The organism is [Clostridium] symbiosum (assembly GCA_036419695.1).
In the GTDB taxonomy this organism is placed as follows: domain Bacteria; phylum Bacillota; class Clostridia; order Lachnospirales; family Lachnospiraceae; genus Otoolea; species Otoolea symbiosa_A.
In genome coordinates, this window is the sequence record CP143946.1 from 4,101,657 (window position 1) to 4,124,034 (window position 22,378).

Annotated in this window: 19 protein-coding genes; 5 read left to right on the forward strand and 14 right to left on the reverse strand. The window is 50.4% G+C overall.

From position 1 onward, the window contains the following. Positions 1–13: 13 nt before the first annotated feature. Together V3C10_18485 and V3C10_18490 are read left to right on the forward strand one after the other, a co-directional pair. Complete coding sequence (locus V3C10_18485) at positions 14–433, forward strand: HTH domain-containing protein (GenBank protein ID WVP61274.1); 420 nt, start codon at positions 14–16, stop codon at positions 431–433. A gap of 11 nt (positions 434–444) precedes the next feature. Next, positions 445–1,470 carry an IS3 family transposase gene (locus V3C10_18490; protein WVP61275.1) on the forward strand — a complete coding sequence of 342 codons (1,026 nt, stop codon included), beginning with the start codon at positions 445–447 and terminating at the stop codon, positions 1,468–1,470. 450 nt (positions 1,471–1,920) lie between these two features. Here the strand turns inward: V3C10_18490 and V3C10_18495 are convergent, their stop codons facing one another. Beyond that, positions 1,921–3,270, reverse strand: coding sequence for a M20 family metallopeptidase (locus V3C10_18495; protein WVP61276.1), 1,350 nt, complete (start codon positions 3,268–3,270; stop codon positions 1,921–1,923). A gap of 27 nt (positions 3,271–3,297) precedes the next feature. Further along, positions 3,298–4,689, reverse strand: coding sequence for a Na+/H+ antiporter NhaC family protein (locus tag V3C10_18500; GenBank protein ID WVP61277.1), 1,392 nt, complete (start codon positions 4,687–4,689; stop codon positions 3,298–3,300). Between the two features lie 257 nt (positions 4,690–4,946). On the opposite strand from V3C10_18500, the gene V3C10_18505 reads away from it, so the two are divergent. Both V3C10_18505 and V3C10_18510 read left to right on the forward strand, forming a co-directional pair. Continuing rightward, positions 4,947–5,378: a MarR family transcriptional regulator gene (locus V3C10_18505; GenBank protein WVP61278.1), complete on the forward strand. Its 432-nt coding sequence runs from the start codon at positions 4,947–4,949 to the stop codon at positions 5,376–5,378. Next, positions 5,378–6,706, forward strand: a complete 1,329-nt coding sequence (locus V3C10_18510) for an MATE family efflux transporter (protein ID WVP61279.1) — start codon at positions 5,378–5,380, stop codon at positions 6,704–6,706. The genes V3C10_18505 and V3C10_18510 overlap by 1 nt, the downstream gene beginning before the upstream one ends. 55 nt (positions 6,707–6,761) lie before the next feature. On the opposite strand, the gene V3C10_18515 is transcribed toward V3C10_18510, so the two are convergent. The 11 genes from V3C10_18515 to metA all read right to left on the reverse strand — a co-directional run bounded on the left by V3C10_18515 (position 6,762) and on the right by metA (position 19,000). Then, the gene (locus V3C10_18515; GenBank protein WVP61280.1) at positions 6,762–7,817 is read right to left on the reverse strand and encodes an alcohol dehydrogenase catalytic domain-containing protein; all 1,056 of its coding nucleotides are present in this window, start codon (positions 7,815–7,817) and stop codon (positions 6,762–6,764) included. Positions 7,818–7,869: 52 nt separating this feature from the next. Further along, a complete protein-coding gene (locus V3C10_18520; protein ID WVP61281.1) occupies positions 7,870–8,703 on the reverse strand; it encodes a hypothetical protein in 834 nt (277 codons plus the stop codon). Between the two features lie 18 nt (positions 8,704–8,721). After that, on the reverse strand, positions 8,722–9,747 hold the full coding sequence (iolC, locus tag V3C10_18525; GenBank protein WVP61282.1) for a 5-dehydro-2-deoxygluconokinase: 1,026 nt from the start codon (positions 9,745–9,747) through the stop codon (positions 8,722–8,724). 51 nt (positions 9,748–9,798) lie between these two features. Beyond that, positions 9,799–11,073 (reverse strand): TRAP transporter large permease, encoded by a 1,275-nt coding sequence (locus V3C10_18530; protein WVP61283.1) that lies wholly within the window; start codon positions 11,071–11,073, stop codon positions 9,799–9,801. Then, positions 11,070–11,603, reverse strand: coding sequence for a TRAP transporter small permease (locus V3C10_18535; GenBank protein WVP61284.1), 534 nt, complete (start codon positions 11,601–11,603; stop codon positions 11,070–11,072). Before V3C10_18535 ends, V3C10_18530 begins: the two co-directional genes overlap by 4 nt. A 37-nt stretch (positions 11,604–11,640) precedes the next feature. After that, entirely contained in the window at positions 11,641–12,741 is a 1,101-nt protein-coding gene (locus V3C10_18540) for a sialic acid TRAP transporter substrate-binding protein SiaP (GenBank protein ID WVP61285.1), read from the reverse strand. Between the two features lie 363 nt (positions 12,742–13,104). Continuing rightward, positions 13,105–13,467: a VOC family protein gene (locus tag V3C10_18545; GenBank protein ID WVP61286.1), complete on the reverse strand. Its 363-nt coding sequence runs from the start codon at positions 13,465–13,467 to the stop codon at positions 13,105–13,107. A gap of 40 nt (positions 13,468–13,507) precedes the next feature. Continuing rightward, positions 13,508–14,293, reverse strand: coding sequence for a DeoR/GlpR family DNA-binding transcription regulator (locus V3C10_18550; GenBank protein ID WVP61287.1), 786 nt, complete (start codon positions 14,291–14,293; stop codon positions 13,508–13,510). 527 nt (positions 14,294–14,820) lie between these two features. Then, on the reverse strand, positions 14,821–16,161 hold the full coding sequence (locus tag V3C10_18555) for a hypothetical protein (GenBank protein WVP61288.1): 1,341 nt from the start codon (positions 16,159–16,161) through the stop codon (positions 14,821–14,823). A 463-nt stretch (positions 16,162–16,624) separates the two neighbouring features. Then, on the reverse strand, positions 16,625–17,785 hold the full coding sequence (locus tag V3C10_18560; GenBank protein WVP61289.1) for an aldo/keto reductase: 1,161 nt from the start codon (positions 17,783–17,785) through the stop codon (positions 16,625–16,627). 297 nt (positions 17,786–18,082) lie between these two features. Continuing rightward, positions 18,083–19,000 carry a homoserine O-succinyltransferase gene (metA, locus tag V3C10_18565; GenBank protein ID WVP61290.1) on the reverse strand — a complete coding sequence of 306 codons (918 nt, stop codon included), beginning with the start codon at positions 18,998–19,000 and terminating at the stop codon, positions 18,083–18,085. 171 nt (positions 19,001–19,171) lie between these two features. Here metA and V3C10_18570 point away from each other — a divergent pair, with 171 nt between their 5' ends. After that, positions 19,172–20,290, forward strand: coding sequence for a ferritin family protein (locus tag V3C10_18570; GenBank protein ID WVP61291.1), 1,119 nt, complete (start codon positions 19,172–19,174; stop codon positions 20,288–20,290). Positions 20,291–20,400: 110 nt separating this feature from the next. On the opposite strand, the gene ligA is transcribed toward V3C10_18570, so the two are convergent. After that, entirely contained in the window at positions 20,401–22,368 is a 1,968-nt protein-coding gene (gene ligA, locus V3C10_18575) for an NAD-dependent DNA ligase LigA (protein ID WVP64661.1), read from the reverse strand. Positions 22,369–22,378: the final 10 nt, after the last annotated feature.

A 22,378-nucleotide genomic window follows, 5' to 3' on the forward strand; every position in this document is an offset into this window, starting at 1 on the left:
CAGGAGGAATCCCATGATCAAAAATCTTTTTACCGCTGAACAGGTTCTGATGCTGCGTGAAAACCCTTACACCTACCGGGTGGACCAGTCCCGCTTAGCTTTTACCAAAGAATTCAAGGAGCTCTTTTATTCGGAGTATCAGGCAGGGGCGCCTCCCCGGCAGATCCTGGCAAAATACGGCTATGATCCCGCCATTCTCGGTCAGCGGAGGGTATGGGGCATTTCCGGCCATATCCGGGAGCAGTACAACAAATATGGCGGTTTCCACGAAGGGAGTGTCCCTTTCAGCAGGGCCAAACCCGCCTCTTCGGACTCTGGTATGCCGGTATCGGAGAAAGAAGAACTCAAACAGCTCCGGCACGAAGTGGATTACCTAAAACAGGAAGTTGCCTTTCTAAAAAAAATTTCCTCCATCCGGACCACAAGGAAGTAGGGGCATGGCTTATGAACGATTCTTCCTGTGTATTCGAAATCATCTGTAACACCCTGCAGCAAAGCTCAAATGCCCTTTCGGTGAAAGAACTTTGTTCCACCGCCGGTGTTTCCAGGAGCGGTTACTATGCCTGGCTAAAGGCGGCCCCGGCCAGGGAGCTTCAGGAACAGAAGGACCGTGCGGATTTTGAACGGATCCTGGCGGCTTACCGGCTCCATGGTTATACAAAAGGGGCCAAAGGCATCTATATGGCCCTGCTTCATATGACCCCTCCGGCCGTCATGAACCTGAAAAAAATACGGAGGCTGATGGATAAGTTCCAGCTTTCCTGCCCACACCGTGGCCCCAACCCTTATAAAAGGATGGCAAGAGCCCTGAAAACCAGCCATGTCGCCGATAACCTGCTAAAGCGGGAGTTCGACTGCTATGGTCCCAGGATGGTCCTGTTAACCGATATCACTTACCTGCCTTATAACGGGACCTCTGCTTATTTATCAACGGTCCTGGATGCCTTCACCCGGCAGATCCTTTCGTATGTGCTGAGCGAATCCCTGGAAGTGGATTTTGTCCTTGAAACGGTGAAGCGGCTGGTTAAAAACCATGGGATTTCCCTTAAGGCGGAAACCATTCTCCACAGTGACCAGGGCTGCCATTATACCAGCTACCGATTCATCCGCATCCTTTCCGACAAGAAGCTGCGCCAATCCATGTCACGCCGGGGAAACTGCTGGGACAATGCCCCACAGGAAAGTTTCTTTGGCCATATGAAAGATCACATCCGGGCGAAACTGGCCCAATGCGGGACCTTTCGCGAAGTACAGTCCCTCATTGATGACTATATGGAGTATTACAATAACCGGCGTTATCAATGGCAACTTGCAAAGCTTGCCCCAAATGAGTTTTACGATTTTATCACCACCGGTGAATATCCACTGGATATTTCAAACGTACCGGCACTTCCGGCGATTGCCCGGAAACCGGAGGAACTTGGTGCCAGTGCGGGCCCCTCCCGCACAGAGAATCACCCAAACCAATAGAATATCATGGCATGGGAGAGAGTGTGTCTAAGAATCGGGATACCTTTTGAGCCGATTGTCCAACCGAGTGGAGGCCTTCTGTTTTGGTGTCCATAATCAAGGTTGCACTGAAGAGAGGATGTCTAAAAATTGGGCGCCCCACTTCATAAAGTGTCCTTGACAAAGGGGACAGTTCAGGATGGCGACAACCTTCGCGTCTTCAGTCCCGGCCATAACCTTCCCGTGGGGAATCCGGGAGAAAAAGATTCCGGAGGGAACCTGGGAGTCCATTGGTACTTACCGAGGTCTTTTCGAGGTTAGTACCATTATGTACTCCAAAGAGCGCAAGCGTTTCCCGCAGGAACTTTTTCTGCCCGGATTCCCCACCCGCGACAACCTCCAAACCGGGACTGAAGACTCACACCCTCCCCCTCACCATCCCGCCCCCCGACCGTTCCGGCGGCGTTCTCATTATTCAACTCTTCTTTTATGTTCTTCCCAGGCCTTCTCGAGCAGCTCCGGTTTTTCGAACAGACGGAGCGCTGTGAGAGCCAGTACCTTTGCAGCCGTTATCATCCCCTTTTCTCCGATGGAGCACCCGGTCTGGGAGACCATCTGCCAGCTGTGCCCCGGTGTCCCCGCCGCACAGCAGGCCGTGTAAAGCTGCACGGTGGGAACAAGGTAACTCACATCCCCCACATCGGTACTCACCGGAAGACAGCCGCCGGTTCCCTCATAGGGAGTGAGCTTTCCGGAGATTGGTTCCTGCCGTCTGTCTTTATCACCGCCCATATCACGGGCGTTCTCTGAATAAGTCCGGCGGAGACGGGCGGCAAGCTCCCTCTCCTTTTCCGTATAGACGGGAAGTTCCACTTTCTGAAGCTGCTCCCAGGCGATCCGGTTCAGGCAGTCATTGGGGACATAATCGCTGTAACTGTTTCCGTCCTCCATCTCCACTTCCGTATCCGTCATCATCGCCGCTCCGCGGGCCGCACGGAGCAATCTGTCTTTCAGCTCCTCCGCCTGCTCCCTCTTAGGCGCCCTCACCTCATAGGCAGCCGATGCCCTGGCGGGAATCACATTGGGGGCCGTCCCTCCCGTGTCGGTGATGGCATAGTGGATTCTGGCCTCAGGAATGATGTGTTCCCTCATAAAATTAGCGGCAATGTTAAGGAGTTCCAGGGCATCCAGCGCACTCCGCCCCATATGAGGACAGGATGAGGCATGGGCGGACTTACCGGTAAAATGGAAACTCATGCACAAATCCGCCAGGGACCCCCTCCCCTCGATTCCGTTAAAATCCATCGGATGCCAGGTCAGCGCAGCGTCCAGTCCCAGAAAGCAGCCCGCTTTTGCCATGTGGACTTTCCCGCAGCCCTCCTCCTCGCCGGGACAGCCATAATATCTGACCGTCCCCTTAAGGCCATGTTCCTCCATATATTCCTTTACCGCCACGGCCGCAGCCAGAGAACCGCAGCCGAGAAGATTATGGCCGCAGCCATGGCCATTCCCATATTCCTCTTCCGGCCCCTTTTCGGCAGTTCCGGCTCTCTGTGACAGCCCTTCCAGGGCGTCAAATTCACCCAGAAAACCGATAACGGGACTGCCTTCTCCGAAGCTCCCCACAAAAGCGGTGGGGATTCCGGCCAGATTCTTTTCCACGCAGAAACCATTTTCCTGAAGAACCCGGCAGAGCGCCGAAGCAGAACGCTCCTCCTCCATCCCGGTCTCCGCATAATTCCATATCTCCCTGCTGAGCCCTGTAAACTCTTCTTCCCGCCTTTTCGTGAAACCGTCTATCCATCGGAGTTTCTCTTCCATTCTATTTCACCTTTCCCTGTGTTCTCTCTAAATTCCAATCGCCACCGCAATGGTCAGCATGACAGCCTGCAGTACAAACATCATTCCAAAGAGCTTTGCCACAAACTTCAGCCAGCGGTCCATTCCAATTCCCATGACTCCGCAGGTGATTGCCACGGCCGTCGGCCAGAACACGTTGGAGAATGCGTCGCCGAACTGGAATGCCATAATGGCTATGTAACGGCTCAGGCCCACAAGATCCGCAAGCGGAGCCATAATCGGTATCATTACAACCGCCTGTCCGGTTCCGGACGGGATAAACATATTTACAATATTCTGCACCGCCAGCATCCCGAAGGCAGACAGGCCGCGCGGCAGGCTCTGCACCAGATTCGCCATCCATAAGACAACCGTGTCGATAATTCCTCCCTGTGTCAGAATCACCTCAATCGAGCGGGCAAAACCAATCATCAGCACGGCAAAAATCATTCCTTTGGAGGATTCGATAAAGGCCTCCGCCAGCTCCGTCAAATCCATCCTGTTGGCAAAGCCGGTGATAATCATAAATCCGAGGAACAGAGCAGCCAGCTCCGTCAGGTAAAACCCATACTTTGTCACCCCGACGGCCAGCGCGGCAATCAGAATTCCAAAGAGAGCCAGCGTCACCTTCTGCCGTCCGGAAAACGGAAGCGCTACCATCTCCTCACGAGACATGGAAACCGCGTCTTCCTTCACTCCGTACAGAACGCTCTTCTTCGGGTCTTTTTTAATTTTTTCCGCATAGTGCATCAGATAGAGGGTCGTACAGGCCGTAAAAACAACGAGCGTCACACAGCGGAATACCGTCAGCATCGGAGTTGTGATCGGCACTCCTGCAATACCGCTGGCAATGCCGACGTTAAACGGGTTAAAGATAGCCCCGGCGCAGCCCGTCACCGTTCCCAATTCCACGATCCCGGCTCCCACCACCCTGTCATATCCCAGGGAGAGTGCGATCGCCACAAACAGAGGAATAAATCCCCAGGCCTCCTCATGCATTCCAAATGTCGCCCCGCCAACTGCAAAGAGGCAGGTAAAAATAGGAATCAGCAGATAATCTTTATCCTTCATCTTCCTGAGTATTGCTCCCACAAGCGCATTGAGCGTGCCGCTTTTCATCAGGATTCCCACATAGCCGCAGGCAAAAAGAAGGAAAAAGCTGATATCGGCTGAAGCGACAAATCCTTCATAGATACATTCCAAAAGCCTCCACGGCCCTACCGGGTTCGCAGGAATCCTCGCATAGCTGCCGGGAATTACAAGCGCCCTCCCCAGCGCCTCATCCATCTCCCTTTTAAACGCCCCGGAAGGAAGAATCCATGTCAAAACTGCACTTACCACAATGATGAAAAATATAATGATATAAGGATGTGGTATTCTCATTGCTTTCTTTTCTTTCATTTTTGTACCCCCGTTTTTATTTTAGTATACTTTTAGTACAGTACCTTATATCAAATATGCTACCACACCACCCGGGTAAAGTCAACGGGAGATCTACCGGTAATATTCACAAAAAAACTGCTGCGTTTTTATGCAACAGTTCTTAAAATTTTCCTAAAATAAACGCTTTCCCTTGACTCTTTCCTCCCCTCCGGTTATATTATTAACCATATTTAATGATCTTTAGTTAACTAATATTTTGTAACAGGAGAGTAATTATGAATTTAAGAAGCAGCCTCAACCGCCTCTACTACAATATGACAATCCATGATATCCGTTTTATCAACCGTTCCGTAACCGGAAATCTGTCGTACAACAGCGTCATGTATCTGGATGTCATTGATTTTCAGGAAAACTGCACCGTCAGTTCTCTGGCAGAGACGCTGAGGATATCAAAACCGGCCGTCACGAAGAAGGTAAATGAGCTGATTGAGCTGGGATTTGTTGTTAAGACACAGAGTGAGAAAGACCGGCGCATCCATTATCTGAGCGTCAGCGATGCAGTCCGTAAAAATTCAGAGCTCTATGACCGCCCCTACGAACGCGCACTCCGCACAATTGAAAAAGAATTTGATAAAGAGCATCTGGATCTACTCTGCCGTATCCTGGATACATACAGTGAAGAAGTAATGAAAGAGGATGGTGAATAATGGAACATAAAATGTTTGCCACTCTCTCACCCCTGAAGCTGTTTTTCCGCTGCGCCCTTCCGAGTATGGCGGGAATGGCGGTTTCATCTCTGTACATGGTGGCCGACGGTATTTTTGTCGGCAAATTTATCGGTGCAGGAGCTCTGGCCGCAATCAACCTTGTCATGCCCATTATTATGATCAGCTTTGCATTGGCCGACATGGTGGCCGTCGGCTCCTCCGTCCAGATTTCCATCCGGCTCGGACAGGGAAAAGAGAAAGAGGCCTGCAGCGTTTTCAGCTTCAGCTCCCTCTTTATCGTCGCCATCTCCTGCCTGGTAGGCCTGGCAGGATATTTTGGGGGCGCCTGGGCCGTCAGGCTCATGGGAGCCGGAACCGATGTCCTGGACGCAGCCGCACGGTACATGCGCGTATATGCCGTTTTTGCCCCATTTATCATGATTTTCTTTGCGCTCGACAATTACTTGAGAGTCTGCGGGAAAACGATTTACAGCATGGGAATGAATATTTTTATCGCACTTTCCAACCTGTTTCTCGACTGGCTTTTTATTGTGCATTTCCGAATGGGAGTTTCATCGGCTGCGCTGGCATCCTGTATCAGCCTGACCATCGGAACGGTAATCGGCCTGCTGCCGTTTTTTACCAGGAAACTCGTTCTGCGTTTTGTCACTCCCCGTATCCCGTGGCACATACTGAAAAACATCATCGGCAACGGCAGCTCGGAATTCTTTTCCAATATTTCCGCCTCCGTCTTCATGGTCATCATGAACACGGTGCTGCTCAAATTGTCCGGCTCGATGGCAGTCGCCGCTTTTTCGATTGTCATGTACATTGATTCCTTTGTCAGCTCGATGCTCTTTGGCATGGTGGACGCCCTGCAGCCCGCCGTCAGCTATAATTACGGAGCAAAAAAATACAACCGGATGTTCGGTCTGGAAAAAATCCTGATGGCGGCCGGGGCGGTTATCTCGATTTCCGCCATGATATTTATGCTCACAGGAGGGCGTTTCATCATCCCGTTTTTTATGGAGGGAAACCAGCCGGAACTGCTTGCCATATCATCCCGGGCCATGCGGCTTTTCTCCTTCTCCTATCTGGTAAACTGGATTGGGACGGCGGCAAGTTCCTTCTTTACGGCAATGAACCGGCCGGTCATCTCACTGGCCATCTCCTCCGGACAGACTTTTGTCTTTCCACTGTGTTCCCTCCTTGTCCTCCCCGCTTTTCTGGGGATCGACGGGGTCTGGCTGACGTCACTGTCGGCGGAGGTTATGACCGCCCTTCTTGCAATATCCTTTATGGTGTGGTTCCGTAAAAAATTAAACTGAAACCAACTGCCTCAGACGGATTTACTGCATCTCCGTCTGAGGCAGTTACAGCGGATTACCCATCTATGCGCTCATCCATATAGATCATCATCTTCATTACCTTATCCGGGTTCCGGTCCGCAAACTCAAGAGCCTCCGGATACCGGCTGAAGGGATATCTCTGGCTCACGGTTTGGGACATCTCAATTTTCCCTTCATAGAGAAGACGGATGGCCGTCTCAAAATCCTCCCGGACATACATCATATGTCCCAGCAGATTGATCTCCCTCCTCTGGATCAGGGGAATTTCAAAGTCCACCGGCTCTTTATAATTTCCCGTCAGAATGATATCGGAATCCGGTCTGGCCGCATGCAGTATCTGTTTAAATACTGCCGGAACTGCGGCACAGTCTATGATAACATCTGCTTTCCTGTCTCCAAAGCACTCTTTTACAGCGGTTTTAAGATCCACTGTTTCCGTATTGGCCGTATCGTCTGCCCCGCATATTTTTGCATAGCAGAGACGTTCTTCATTCCTGTCCGCCGCCAGTATCCGCTTTGCACCCGCAGCTTTTGCGGCCTGCAGCACGAGGTTTCCGATGGTCCCGGCCCCGACGACGAGAACATTACCTCCCTGTATCCTCCGGCTTCTCCCGACGCACCCTACCGCTACCGCCAGCGGTTCGGAAAACGCCGCTTTCTCCGGTTCCATATCGGAAGGTATGTGATGAAGATACTTCTCCTCCACCGCATAGTACTCGCAGTTGCATCCGTCCACATGCACGCCCATCACTTTTAAATTCTCGCAGACATTAAAGCGGCCGGTCAGACAGGGGTAACAGGAACCGCACATAATTTGAGGCTCCACGGTAACCTTGTCCCCCTCTTTAAACTGCCTGACACAGGCTCCCGTTTTTACCACGACAGCCGCCATCTCATGCCCCATCACAACGGGCATAGTAACAGCTTTATGCTTTCCGTGATAAATCTGCATATCACTGCCGCACACGCCAAAGCATAAAATCTTCAACAAAACCTGCGTTTCCCCAATCTCCGGTATTCTTTCCTCTTCCATCACAATCCTGCATGGCTCATACAGCCTTGCAGTTTTCATCATTTTATTCCCGGACACGTTCTCCTCCCCTATGATTCGCTATTATCGTTCCTACGCCGTCCTAAACCGCTCATTCCAAATGGCATCCGGCGGCGTCCTCTGCCAGTTCCATCGCCCTGTCCACGGTTGCATTGTCATGTACGATCGCCCGAAGTCCCCTGAGGACTGCGGCGGGATGGCTGCTCTGCCAGATATTTCTACCGTAAGTAATTCCGGCCGCCCCGGCATCCATGCCCTGTTTCGTCATCTCAAAACATTCGCGTGTGGTTCGGCAAAGCGGCCCTCCCGAGATCACGACTTTAGCGGGTTCCCCCGTCCTAACAATTTCTTCAAAGCTCTTTCCGGAACCGGTCCAGAATGTCTTAATGATGTCAACTCCCAGCTCCAGGGAAACGCGGACGGCATATTTGACGTTTTCCACGCTATGGCGCTCCGAATCCGGTATTAAACCTCCGCTTGGATAACTGTGGGTTACCGTGGGCATCCCGAATTTTTCCGCTGTCCTGATAAAAGAGGCCGCCCTCTCTATCTCCTGCCCCTCATATTTACTGCACAGCGTCAGCCCCAGCGCAATGGCATCGGCTCCCAGCGTTACCGCCTCCTCCACCTGCGCAATGCCGGTCTCCTCCGGCGAAAGAAAACGCGTCGCATTGGTACATTTGAGAATCAGCGGAACCTCGCCCGCAAAGTGTTCCATATGACGGAGCGCTATCCCTTTATGTAAGGTCAGCGAATCCGGTTTTTCTTCCACCAGCGCCTTTAACAGCCCGTCCATATCCTCTATTCCGTTGATAGGGCCGCATCCGAGTCCATGATTGATGGCAACCATCAGAGCCTTACCGTCCCCTCCGAAAATACGTTTCATCCTGGTTGTCTTCCCGACACCTGTAAATGTTGGATTCATAATTTCTCCTTCTTTCTATTACTGATTCCAGCCGTCCCACTGTTCAATCCGTCCCTCGCTGTATGCCTCCATATAGCTTTGAAGTCTGGCTTTGTCCGGCATTGAATCAGAGCAGCTTTTGCCCGAGATGGTTATGGAGGCCGCAGCTGCCGCAAATTTGAGAGCCTCCGGTATTGTCTCACCTTCTATCAGTTTTGCAATCAATGTCCCGCAGAATGAATCTCCGGCTCCCAGCGTTTTGTAGACATGAGCAGGCATGACTGCGCCGTAATAGACATCTCCGTCCCGGGTATAGGCGGCCGCTCCGTCTTCTCCCCGCTTCATGCAGACCATCTTTACGCCCCGGCCAAGATAAGTTTCGGCAGAAATCCGGTCGTCCTCATTTCCCGGATTTACAATTTTTTCCAAAATGTCGAATTCTTCCCTGGTGGATACGATAATATCCGCCATCCCGGCCACCATATGGTAATAGAGTGAAGTCTCTTCCTCCGAATACCATCCCTCGCGCCGGTAATCGGGATCAAATACCACCGTCACATGATTCCTTTTTGCATACTCGACGGCCAGCAGCACAGCCTCCCTTGCAGGGCTGGCACACAATGACGCCCCGGAAACAAGCAGGACTTTAAACTGGCTGATAAAACTCTCTTTCACCGCATCCATTTTGAGATGGAGATCCGCCGGATCCTGCCTGTAGAAAAAATACTCAATTTTTCCCTTTTCCCTCTGTTCCGCAACGGCCAGACTCTGCCGGATATTCTGTTCCTGTTCCACCGTCATGGCGGATGTGTCGATGCCTTCCTGCTCCAGATAATATTTCACATAGGTTCCGAATTTATCGCCCGAAACATTGCCGATAAAGGCCGTGTCCAGCCCCATCTTTGCCGCCTGCACGGCCGTATTGGTCGGGGAACCGCCCACATGTTTTGTAAATGAGACCACCTGTTCCATCGGGGCAAACTGTTCCGGATACAGATCGACTCCCGAACGGCCGATGGCAACAAGATCCCTGGGCTTGCTCCTGTCAAACAATATCTTGTCCATTTTCTTTTATCCTCCTCTATACCGCCTGTCCAATTTCGGCAGCTGCCCATCCTATTTAAAAAACAGCGTCGGCAGCGCCATCGAGATACCCGGCACAAATGTTATCACCAACAAAAGCGCGGATAAAATTAATATAAACGGCAGCATGCATTTCACAATTTTTTCCATCGGCACATCGGACATGCCCACCAGCACATAAAGAACCATGCCCACCGGAGGCGTCAAAAGCCCAATCATCAGATTCAGAATCATGATAATTCCGAAATGAATCGGATCCACTCCATAAGAAACCGCTATGGGCAGAAGCACGGGAGCCAGAATCGGAATTGCCGCCGAGTTATCCATAAATGTACCGACAATCAGCAGCAGCACATTGATTACAATCAGAGCCAGAGCCTTACTCGTCACAAATCCGGTAAATGCCGCCGCCATCACTTCCGGGAATTTGGCATAGGTAAGAACCCAGGAAAATAACGCCGACGCCGATACAATCGTCATAACGCTGACCGTTGTCCTGGCCGTATCCATCAGAACCCCGGGGATTTCCCGGATTCCGATGGAACGGTAGGCAAAGCCCAGTATCAGGCTGTAGACAACCGTTGCACTCGCCGTTTCGGTGGGGGTAAATACACCGGAAAATGTTCCCGCAAGAATAATAACAGGAGTCATCAGTGGGAAAAACGCCCGCTTGAAAGCCTGCCATTTTTCTCCCGCGGAGGCTCTTTTGTCTTTGACGTAATTGCGTTTCCTGCATGTCATATATACTAAGAAGCACATTGTACATGCCATCAGAAGTCCCGGCACGACGCCTGCCACAAACAGCCTGCCCACCGATACCTCGGCAGAGACGGCAAAAATGATGGCCGGTATACTGGGCGGTATGATAGGGCCGATAATCGACGACGCCCCCGTCACGGCGAGGCTGAAATCCTCATCGTACCCATGCTGTTTCATTGCCTGCACTTCCACGGCTCCCAGGCCTCCTGCGTCGGCAATGGCGGAACCCGACATTCCGGCAAAGATGACACTGGCCGCCACATTGGCGTAACCCAGCCCGCCGGTCAGATGTCCCAGCATCTTCTGCGCAAAGTAGAAAATGCGGTCCGTGATTCCCGAACTGTTCATTACCGCTCCCGCCAGTACAAACAGCGGAACCGCCAGCAGGGAAAATGAGTCCACGCCTGCAATCATCCGCTGGGGAATCACATTGAGCGGAATCCCATTTGTATAGAGAAACACGAGGGAGGGAATAAACATGCAGTATACAATAGGAATATTCAACAGGATCATAATGAAAAACATGAGCATAAACATTCCAATGGTCATTTCTCACCCCTCCTCTCCACATTGTGCTTTTCCATGCCGTGCCTGTCCGTATCCCGCTTCTCCATGTCATGCTTCATTTTCATGGCGAAGGATACCACAGTCTGAAGTAAGAGGCTCAGAACGCCGATTAGAACGGACACCGCCAGAAACCCCATCGGCATCCGCATAGCCGTCGACCGGATCCGGCTCTGGGCCTCCAGGTATTTCAGGATCGGCGGGAGGCAGAACAGATACGAGGCAAGCACGATTAAATCCGTTATGTATTCCATCCCCCTCTGGACACCCTTCGGAAGCCGCGATGTTACAAGGGAAACAGAAATATTGTTTTTCGTTCTGACGTTATATCCGAGTCCCAGCATTACGGTCCACACAAACATGTATCTTGCGCACTCCTCACTCCATATGAGGGGACTGTTCAGAACATATCTGAAAAACACCTGGACAATCAGGAGGATGCAGACAATCGCCATTGTGGCGGCCATTAAAATCTGATCCAGGTTTCCCACTATTTTTTTCACCTTTCCCATCATCTGTTTCCACTCCTCATTCAAGTATTAAGCGGCTGCATTAATACGCTACATTCTGGAGATCTTCGTAAATGCCTTCTCCCCATTGCTGTTCAAACTCCTGAATCACGGACTTTGCCTTTTCCCTGAAAGCGTCTTTATCCGCCTCACAGAGTTCCATTCCCTGGTCAAGCAGTTCCTTAAGCAGTGTTTCCTCCTGTTCCACACTCTCCTCACTCAGCTTCACACAGTATGCCTCCACCGTATCCGTAAGCAGAACCCGCAGGGCTTCCGGAAGAGACTGATAGAAATCCTCATTGATGCATGGGTTGATCATCTGGACAACATGACCCGTATTGCTGAGGTACTTCTGGACTTCAAAGAACTTTGCGGTTGAAATCTGAACCAGTGGATTCTCCTGTCCATCTACTACATTCTGCTGAAGCGCCAGATAGACCTCACTGTATGCCATCGGAGTCGGATTAGCCCCGAACGCCTTAAACTCCGCAATGCTGATCGGCTGATCCGGCACTCTTATCTTGAGGCCCTTTAAATCATCCGGAACCGTCACTTTTTTCTTGGACGTCGTGATAAAACGGCTGCCCAGGTACAGGCTGCCGAGAGGCCTTACCCCGATTGTCTTTGCAGCGTCTTCCCAAATTTCCCTGCATACTTCACTCCTGGAAATTGCCTGCATATGGTCGTTGTTCTGAATCAGATACGGAGCGTCGAATACAAGAAGCGGCGCATACAGGTTGCCGACCTGGCCGGGCCCCAGGCAGGCCAGAGTCACGGTCCCCATGGAAACTCCATCTGTTAAGTCCTTCTCGCTTCCCAATGTACAGTTATGGTAATTCTTGACGATAAAACGTCCTCCCGATTTTTCTTCAAGCTCTTTCGCCATCTCGTCCATTCCCTTGGCGAAATAATGTTCCGGCGCCCATACGGTTCCCAGCGTGATCTCATACACCTTTCCGTCATCCGCCGCCTCTTTCTTCTCCGTCTCAGCCGCCGATGAACCTGCCTGCTCCGTGTTTTCACCCGTGTTCCCGCTTTGAGCCGCGCTCTGCGCCAGCTGGCTGTTTCCGGAACCTCCGCACCCGATAGTCGTCCCCGCCAATGCCGCCATTAAAAGAATTGATGCCAAACCTATTTTTCTCATTTTGTAACCTCCTTCTCTATTTACCCCGTTAATAAGATTGTAATTTAATGCTACCACATTATGGTTAACTTTTCAATATATATTTATTAACTTTTTGTTATTTTGTGGTAATAATTTTAATCATATCATCATTTTTTATATTTATATTACCAGTAATTACCATTTTCCTCTGTTGCAGTGAAAATAGGACTGCCGATTCACGCTCTTTGGATATGGAAAAAGACCCACACCGGATAACCGGTGCAGGCCTCAAACGCTTCAGACTGTTTATTTAATTTTATTCAAACCGTTTCGGCTATACCCCCGGCAAAACGGTCTGGCTTTCTTTCCGCAAAACGCATTCCGGGACACGGCGGCTTTCCCTTATCTCTGCTCAATAATTTCAAGGCTCACGCCGTCCGGATCCTGAATAAAGAAAAACCGGGTAGAAGGATTCGGCTGGAAAGGTCCGCTGACAATTTCCACGCCGTGCCCCTTCATCTGCTCCATTGCCTGATCCAGGTTTTCCACGGAAAGTCCCAGGGAAGGTCCTCCGGCACATCCCGTATGTTCCGCATTCTTATCACAAATCAGCTCAATCTCCGCTGGACCGTCCGCCAGAAACGCAATTTCCGTCTGTGGACCGCCTGGAAACCGGCGCACCAGCTTCATACCAACCACCGACTCGTAAAACCGGATGGAATCCTCCAGATTTTTCACATGAATTGTTGCAAAAATAAACTTCATTCTATCGTCCCTCCTTCTGTCATCACACACAGCCGCCCCTTCACTGCGCCTGCTGCCGTTCCACTTCAATAATCCGGCTGCCGTTCTCTTTCATAGCACGGGAAATATCCTCCGGCGGAGCGGCGTCCGTAATCAGGCAGTCAATATCCTCCAGTCTGCAGAAACTCTTAATCGTCACGCTGCCGAACTTTGTCTTGTCTACGAGAAGATACCTCTCCTTCGCCCATTCCACGGCAGTGGATTTATACGCAGTCTCAGACAAAATGGAATTCATCGCCCCAAATTCAACCGTCACGCCGGTGGCAGACAAAAACGCCTTTTTAAAATTAAAATTCCTCAGCATTCTGGCCGTCTGGTCGTCAATCCCGGTAAATGCCATAATATCGCGATCCAGAATTCCCGAGAATACAATCACTTTCAAATTGTTTAAAGGAACCGCTTTCATAATAAAATCCAGGTTATTCGTCACCACCGTAACATTCTTTTTATCATGAAGATAGTCCACAATCCGCCCCGTCGTGGAACCGGAATCCACAAAAACACTGTCCCCGTCCTCAATAAACTCCGCCGCCTTCCGGGCAATCTGCGCTTTTGCATCCGATTCAAGAGCCATCCTTGCATCGTAGCTGCTCTCCGGCAGGGAGGATGAAACGGAACTCACCCCTCCGTATACTTTTTTTAGCGCTCCTGCCTTCACCAGACCGTCCACATCTCTTCTGACCGTATTCTTGGAAATATCAAATTTTTCACAGAGTTCGTCGAGTGAAACGCTCCCGTTGTCCGCCACATATTTCTTAATCTCTTCGATACGTTTTTCTCTGACCATACAATATACCGAATCCCTTCTGCAAAGTTAACAAATACTTTACCAAAATAATACCACTGATTTGGGTATTTTACAACCGGTTTTTATTAAGGGGGGTGTTGGTTGGGGAATGAGAACGCGGGCGGGCGGATGGTATGGGATGGGGAGAGGGGGGTTGTGAGTCTTCAGTCCCGGATTTTAGGTTGTCGCGGGTGGGGAATCCGGGCAGAAAAAGTTCCTGCGGGAAACGCTTGCGCTCTTTGGAGTACATAACGGTACTAACCTCGTGAAAAACCTCGGTAAGTGCCGATGAACTCCCAGGTTCCCTGCGGAATCTTTTTCTCCCGGATTCCCCACAGGAAGGTTATGGACCGGGACTGAAGACACGAAGGTTGTCGCCATCCCGTTCCCCGGCCTGCGGCCGCTGATCTGTTCTATTCCTTCAGGTGGGATGAGGTATTGTCGCGGCCACTACGTTCACTTCGGTGGATAAGGTATTGCCGCAGTCACCACGTTCACTCAAATGGATAAGGTATTGACGCGGCCTGTTATCGATATTGGATTTTAATTTTGTAAAGATTCAGCGGTCTTCCCTTATTTCCGATTCTTTTTTGTCCTATCTTTTCCGCGTAACCGGCCTCGGTTAGAGCGGTTAGTACTCTGGTGGCGATGCGCAGTGAGAAGTCCTGTACCCTGACAAGATCCGTGGCCGTAAATTCGTCCGACTGTTCGGTCTGCATTGCCGCTATTACCCGGTATACGGTCTCTGATGACAGATGGGATTGGTTCGCGATGTTTTCGACATAAGAGGCCGGAATTCCTGAAGCCGGTTTTTCGGCTGTGCTCTTGAGGGGCAGCGAATGGACTTCCTCTTTTTCATCAATATAGATACACGTATCCTGGCCGAGGCGGCTTCCGTAATCTCTGGCCTGCATTGCGTGGAGTCTGGCCCTGCCCAGCTCATCTCCAGAGCCGATGCTCACAAAGCCGCAGAATCCTGCTTTCTCCTCCAGGTAGCCCGGCAGATCGAAGTTTGTAAACTGATCCGTCATCTTCTGCACCTGCTCCGTATTCAGGTATAATTCCACATCGGTAAAATCATCCTTCATAACCGGCTCCGCCCGGTGCATCCTGCAGTATTCCAGAATACTGCCCTTCAACGCCAGCATCTCCAGCTCCTGGTTGGAATTTTTCTTATTTCTCCATCGGGTGATATCGGGACTGATGCGGATAACGGCGGAAATATTGCGGCGCATCTTTTCCAGCCTGATATTTTTTCCACACAGTTCCAGCGTCTGAATCATTGAATTTCTGCTTGGGTAGGAGTAATAGCACTTTACGTTTTCCCGGCCGAGCGCCTCCACCACACTGTGGAAATAGGTGATGACAAAGTTAAGCTTGCCCTCCCTGCACTGCCTTAAATATTTCTCAACAAGCCGGTTCTCCACCGCCTCCAGTTCCTGCTCCGAAAGCCCCACTAAGGAATTTTCAAACTCGGAAACCATCTCCGGCAGGCGGTCCTGCTCCAGCACCGTCTGCAGCATTTTCCCGTCGTCCAGGTAGTCAAGGCCAATCCCTGCCGGATCGGTCCCTTCCCGTTTCAGTACCTGCTCCAGAAGAATTCTGTATGTGTTTTCCAGATTGCCGCCAAAGTACGCCTTGACGGAGTAGGGCGGCACGTCAATATCGCGCAGTGCGTTGAGCGGTACCGCGCCGCTGGTGATAAACCCGTCGTATTGGTCTTTATGATCCAGAAAGATTTTTTGAAGCTCTTTCAGCGTATTATAAGTGAAATAAGTCAGGCTGCAGTCCTTCTGCTCATTTCCCAGCTCATCCCGGCAATATGAGGCGAAGTGCTCCTGCAGCAGCAATGCAATTTTATGATTCATAAATCTGATGAGAGCCTACGCCATACGCGGCGTTTAAGAGTGTGCTCTCCCTTCGGCCCTCTTCTCCCTTCCGGCAGCTTTCCTGCACATTGTCATAGAACATGCCAGTTCTAAAATCTCCGTCAATTTTCGTATACATATAGTATAGCATCCATAAACCCGTTAGGCAATCCCCCGGCGCCTCTCCCCTTTATCCCCGCGAAATAAATGAAAAAACAGAACATAAGCTTTTTATTTGCAAAATGCTTATACTTAACCGAATCGGGTCCATAATATATATATAACAGTATCTGTTTTACCGGTATCGTTATTTCTGAGTATTATGAAAGGAACATAAATCTATGTTGTTGGGTATTGTCTGTTTTCTGGCCGGCCTTTTATCCGGCTGTATTCTGACCTGTCTAATCGTTGCCGGAAAAAACAAGGGCTGATTTCCCTCTCCGGCCGAAACGGCGCCGGTCCGTCACAGTTCTTCCCAGTTGGAAGGCCGGTTCCCATTAATCTGCTCCGCCAGCTTCTGTACCGCTGCCAGGTTGTCCGTGATCGGTATGGACTGTGGGCACCGCTCCATGCACTTGCCACATTTAACGCAGTTGACGGCTCTTTCCTCCGGTTTCAGTTTGGAGTAGGCATTGTAAAACTGAAAATTGTCGCGTCCGGCCAGATACTGGTTGTAAGCGGCAAAAATTTTAGGGATGTTTACCTGTTTGGGACATTCCCGGCAATAGGCACAGCCGGTGCATGGGATCAATTTATTTTTCATGAAACTCTCCACCGCCTTCTCAACAGCCTGCTGCTCCCTCTTGTCAAACGGCTTCACGCCGGTCACAGCCGCCGCGTTATCGTCAATGACTGCCTCTGACTCCATCCCGCTTAGGACACAGAGTACGCCCGGTTTTGAGGCGGCAAACCGGATTGCCCATGAACCGGAGGACGCCTCGGGATGAACCTCCTTCAGGAATTTTGCCGATGATTCCGGCAGGGATATCAGCGTTCCCCCGCGGCTGGGTTCCATCACAACGCAGGGAAGTCCGTGGGACACCAGAATTTCATACTGCCCTTTCGCATCCTGCATCTCCCAATCCAGATAATTCAGCTGGATCTGGGCAAAATCCCACCGGTGGTCCGTCACTATTTGTTCCAAAAGTTCCGGCGTATCGTGAAATGAAAACCCGAGATGCCTGATTTTTCCCTCTGCCTGGAATTGTTTCAATTTATCAAATACATGGAACTTCTCACAGACTGCATACTTAAGACGATCGAGAGAGTGTACCAGATAGAAATCAAAATACTCCGTCCTGCAGCGCTCCAGCTGTTCATAGAAATAACGCTCCGTGTCTCCTTCTTCCTGAATCAGCCAAATCGGCAGCTTATCTGCCAGATAATAGGTATCCCTCTGATATTTCCCCAAAGCCCGTGTCAAAACCTCCTCCGAACGGCCGCCATGATAGGAATAGGCCGTATCAAAATACGTGATTCCCCGGCTGACTGCATGATCGACAAGAGCCTGCACGCCTTCCTCTATTACCCTGTCCGGCTGATCATCCAGAACAGGAAACCTCATTCCGCCCAGACCCAGAAGGGATACCTTTTCCGGGATCGTTTCAAATCTTCTGTATTCCATTTTTCCCTCTCCTTTATTCTTATATGATTTAAAATCATAATCTCCTGCTCCATCCGGGGCAGAACTGCAAAAATTTTCAATCTGCACAGGGCACCAACGGTGCAGAACGACAGACTGCAAAAAGCAGATTTTAAACAGCAAAAAGCTCCGGTAACCACAGATAACAAGTCTGACTTTATTATCCATGATTTGCCTGAGCTTTTCAATACATCCTTCCGATTTTTGGGCATCATCTTCCGTAACACCGGCACCTTATGGTTTTTGAACCTTTTATACTTTTGTATGATTAAAATATTTTTATTCCTCATCCTCCAGCAGATACGGCGTAACCTGATATACATAATAATTCAGCCAGTTGCTGTACAGCGTGTTAGACATATTTCTCCACTTCAGCACCGGGGGAGAGAACGGATCATTATTTTCATAATAATTGCACGGAACTTCCGGGTTCAGGTCCTTATTCAGATCCCTGTGGTACTCGTTATTCAGCGTCATCCTGTCGTATTCGGGATGGCCCTGCATAAATATCTGTTTTCCGTCCCGGCTCATCACGAGGAACACGCCTGCTTCTTCCGACTTTGCCAGGATTACAAGCTCACTATGTTTTGCAATATCCTCCTCCCGCACTTCCGTATGGCGGGAATGAGGGCAGTAAAAATAGTCATCGAGGCTCCTCACAAGCGGCACCTTGCGATCCAGGACCCTGTGGCGGTATACGCCGGACAGCTTGCTCTTCCGCTGGTATTTCGGGATACCGTAATGATAATACAGCCCGGCCTGGGCCCCCCAGCAGATATGAAGCGTGGACGTCACATGGGTCTTGCTCCACTCCATGATCTTGGTGAGTTCTTCCCAGTAATTGATTTCCTCGTACTCCATATTCTCGACAGGAGCGCCGGTGATAATCATTCCATCGTATTTCTTTCTTTTAATCTCATCAAAGGTAATATAAAATTTATTTAAATGGCTTGCGGATGTATTCTTTGACGTATGGGAAGCCAGCATCAAAAAGGTGCAGTCCACCTGAAGCGGTGTATTGGACAGGGCTCGCAGGAGCTGGGTTTCCGTGTCCTCCTTAACGGGCATCAGATTCAGGATCAGGATTTCCAGGGGACGGATATCCTGGGTCATGGCTCTCTCCTCATCCATCACAAATATATTCTCAGATTCCAGGATCACTTTAGCTGGAAGATCCTTTTGAATTTTAATCGGCATAAACAGCCACCTCTTTCTAAAAAGTCATTTCTGTATATCATTTTACTGCAGATTGGACGAAAATTGTACTACAGCTTTCTGGTGTTTTGTATCATATCATATTTTAAACATAATTGCCAGTCCGCCTCATAAAATAGATAGAGAACAGGACAAAAAAGGACTGAATCTATCATGAACGAACCATTTTCTGAGAAGAGCGCAAGGCAGGTAATCCAGCAGTCGGGCCAGTTTATCTGCCCGCCGCAGCCTGACACCCTGGTCAGCGCCCAGTCAGTTTTCCCACAGAACAGATTTGCGAACAACCAGAATCCCTATCAGCCAAACTACCAGACCAATTATCAGATGAACCGCGCAGGCCGGGCAATGCCTCCGCAGGTACAGAGAACAGAGGAACGGCAGGCAAATCCGGCCGCAGATGCACCGGGTTCGGGGAAGGCTCCCCTTCAGGAAAACACAGCAGCGGCCGAAACGGCCCAGAATGCCAGGAGCCAGAATGCAATAAAACAGGAAAGCAATACACCGCTCCCCCTTCAGGCAGAAAATATCCGCTGTGAAGCCCCATCTGCCGAAAATGTCAAAACGGCAAACTGCAGGCTGGAAAATTGCAGGACGGAAAACAGTTCCTGTGAGGAGACGGCGCCTGATAACACCGTCTGCCAGCAGAATTATTCACCATCAAACTCACCGCGGTGGCAGCAGAACGGACAGAATAAAATGTGTGAAGCCGCCGCTCAGCCTTTACAAAGCTGCGATGTTGCCTATCAGGCTGCAACGCCGTATCCTCCCGTAAAAATTTCCGGGCAGAATTCCCACTATGCGGCCGCCATGCTCGACAATATGGCCGGGCAGAATTCGGAGATGTCTGCCGTTGGATTGTATTTCTATGCACATCTGGTGACGACAGGATATAAAGATGTGGACGAGGCATTTCTCCGCATAAGCATGGTGGAGATGCAGCACCTGAATCTGTTCGGCGAACTGGCGATGCAGCTGGGTGAAAACCCGCGTCTCTGGTGCCGCCAGCCCCGGAGCGGGAGATACCTGTACTGGAACCCGGCCTGCCTGAAATACCCGCACATACAGCCGCCGGCTCCCGGCTGCCGCATCCCGGAATCCAATGTCCGCACAATCCTGGCCCAGGCCATCGAAGTGGAGCAGGCAGCCATTCACAAATACATGCAGCAGACGTCCTGGATTCAGGATGTGGGTATCTGTGATATCCTGAGAAGGATTTCTGCGGATGAACAGATGCACGTGGAAATTTTCAGCCGGCTGTATCATCAGATATAAAATGTGACTCAGGAAAATACATATTTTCATTAAACTGTTTCAGAATTTTCTGCGCCTCCATTGCAAAAGTGGATGATTCCGGGTGCCTTTTCCCGGAATCATCCACTTTTTTATTCTTCAACGCCTGTCATTGCAATAAACTCTTCCTCCGAAATAATCGGTATTCCAAGCTCCTTCGCTTTCTTGTTCTTTGATGAATTGGACGTCGTATCGTTATTAATCAGATAATTTGTCTTTGCCGTTACGCTGCCGGTCACCTTGCCGCCCTGCTGCTCAATCAGCTCCTGTATCTCCTTACGGTTCTTAAAATGTTCCACCGAGCCGGTAATGACGAACGTCATTCCTTCAAATCTGGCCTCTCCGCCCTCTTCTTCCGCCGTTTCCTCGATGGTCAGTTCGCTCAGCAGATGATCCACAATTTCATTGTTCTTCTCGCTGCCAAAGAAACTGATCCAGGCATCCGCCAGCACGTCTCCGATTCCGTCGATCGCTACCAGCTCTTCTTTTTCTGCATTTCTCATGGCGGTGAAATCATTTTTAAACGTCCGGCAGATCATCTTTGCCCCCGCAAGGCCGATTCCCGTAATTCCCAGGCCGTAAATCACTCGCGGCAGCGTAGTCTTTGCCGCCTTTTTGACGGAAGCAATCAGGTTGTCATAGGATTTCTGGCCAAAGCCCTCCATTACCACGATCTCCTGCTCATAGCGTTCCAGGTGGAAAATATCGGCGTACTCATGGATAAAGCCAACGCCAATCAGCTTTTCCAGTGTTGCCTCGGAAAGTCCGCCTATATTCAGCGCATCACGGCTGACAAACAGGGTGAAGCTCTTTATCTTTTTGGCCTGACATTCCGGATTGGTACAGTAGAGAGATTTGACATCATTTATCTGCTTAATCTCCGTATCCGCGCCACAGACCGGGCAGTGCTCCGGAATATCCCGGACGCCGCTCTTTGTCAGGTTGTCCGCTATCTGCGGGATAATCATATTGGCCTTGTAGACGGTAATCCTGTCGCCGGCTCCCAGCTCCAGGGCCTCCATGATGCTGATGTTATGGACACTGGCACGGCTGACCGTCGTCCCCTCCAGTTCAACCGGCTCAAATACGGCCACGGGGTTAATTAACCCCGTCCTGGAAGCGCTCCATTCAATATAGGAGAGTGTTGTCTCCTGTATCTCATCCATCCATTTAAATGCAATCGAGTCTCTGGGGAATTTGGCCGTCCTGCCCAAAGACTGGCCGTATTCGATATCATCATAAAGCAGCACCAGGCCGTCGGACGGGATATCATTGCTGGAAACAGCCTCCGAAAATTCCCGGACCGCATCCTCCAGCGTTTCCCCCGTTACTTCCCTGTAATCCACCACCTCAAATCCCTGGGAACGAAGCCACTCAAACTGCTCTTTTCTGGAATTTTTAAAGTCCGCGCCTTCCGCCTTTACAAGGCTGAATGCATAGAAACGGACGTTTCTGTGAGCCGTTATTTCATTATTGAGCTGGCGAACGGAACCGCTGCACAGGTTTCTCGGGTTCTTGTATTTCGCGTCCACATCCTCTATCTGGGCGTTGATTTTCTCGAAATCCGAGTAGCGTATGACTGCCTCCCCTCTCAGGATCATCTGGCCGGTAAAGCTTATGTTTAAAGGAACATTGGCAAAAACCTTCGCATTGTTGGTGATGACTTCCCCGATCTCGCCGTTGCCCCGCGTTACCGCTTTGACAAGAGTGCCTCCCTCATAGGTAAGCACAATCGTCAGGCCGTCCATCTTCCAGGAAAGGAGCCCCTTCTGTTCTCCCAGCCACTCCTTCAGATCTTCCACGCTTTTTGTCTTGTTCAGAGAAAGCATGGGTTTCTCATGACGCTCTTTCGGCAGGGATCCAACCACTTCGTAGCCGACATTCTGGGTTGGGCTGTTTGCAAACCGGATTCCCGTCTCCTGCTCCAGGGATACCAGTTCGTCATAGAGCTTGTCATATTCAAAGTTGCTCATGATTTCCCGGCTCTCCTGGTAATAAGCGCGTCCTGCCTCCGAAAGAATCTCTACCAGTTCACGGATTCTTGCTGTCTTATGTTCGATTGATGATGTC

Coding starts and splice junctions, on each gene's coding strand:
- V3C10_18485 (WVP61274.1), top strand. CDS start 14: ATGATCAAAAATCTTTTTACCGCTGAACAGGTTCTGATGCTGCGTGAA.
- V3C10_18490 (WVP61275.1), top strand. CDS start 445: ATGAACGATTCTTCCTGTGTATTCGAAATCATCTGTAACACCCTGCAG.
- V3C10_18495 (WVP61276.1), bottom strand. CDS start 3,270: ATGGAAGAGAAACTCCGATGGATAGACGGTTTCACGAAAAGGCGGGAA.
- V3C10_18500 (WVP61277.1), bottom strand. CDS start 4,689: ATGAAAGAAAAGAAAGCAATGAGAATACCACATCCTTATATCATTATA.
- V3C10_18505 (WVP61278.1), top strand. CDS start 4,947: ATGAATTTAAGAAGCAGCCTCAACCGCCTCTACTACAATATGACAATC.
- V3C10_18510 (WVP61279.1), top strand. CDS start 5,378: ATGGAACATAAAATGTTTGCCACTCTCTCACCCCTGAAGCTGTTTTTC.
- V3C10_18520 (WVP61281.1), bottom strand. CDS start 8,703: ATGAATCCAACATTTACAGGTGTCGGGAAGACAACCAGGATGAAACGT.
- iolC (WVP61282.1), bottom strand. CDS start 9,747: ATGGACAAGATATTGTTTGACAGGAGCAAGCCCAGGGATCTTGTTGCC.
- V3C10_18530 (WVP61283.1), bottom strand. CDS start 11,073: ATGACCATTGGAATGTTTATGCTCATGTTTTTCATTATGATCCTGTTG.
- V3C10_18535 (WVP61284.1), bottom strand. CDS start 11,603: ATGATGGGAAAGGTGAAAAAAATAGTGGGAAACCTGGATCAGATTTTA.
- V3C10_18540 (WVP61285.1), bottom strand. CDS start 12,741: ATGAGAAAAATAGGTTTGGCATCAATTCTTTTAATGGCGGCATTGGCG.
- V3C10_18545 (WVP61286.1), bottom strand. CDS start 13,467: ATGAAGTTTATTTTTGCAACAATTCATGTGAAAAATCTGGAGGATTCC.
- V3C10_18550 (WVP61287.1), bottom strand. CDS start 14,293: ATGGTCAGAGAAAAACGTATCGAAGAGATTAAGAAATATGTGGCGGAC.
- V3C10_18555 (WVP61288.1), bottom strand. CDS start 16,161: ATGAATCATAAAATTGCATTGCTGCTGCAGGAGCACTTCGCCTCATAT.
- V3C10_18560 (WVP61289.1), bottom strand. CDS start 17,785: ATGGAATACAGAAGATTTGAAACGATCCCGGAAAAGGTATCCCTTCTG.
- metA (WVP61290.1), bottom strand. CDS start 19,000: ATGCCGATTAAAATTCAAAAGGATCTTCCAGCTAAAGTGATCCTGGAA.
- V3C10_18570 (WVP61291.1), top strand. CDS start 19,172: ATGAACGAACCATTTTCTGAGAAGAGCGCAAGGCAGGTAATCCAGCAG.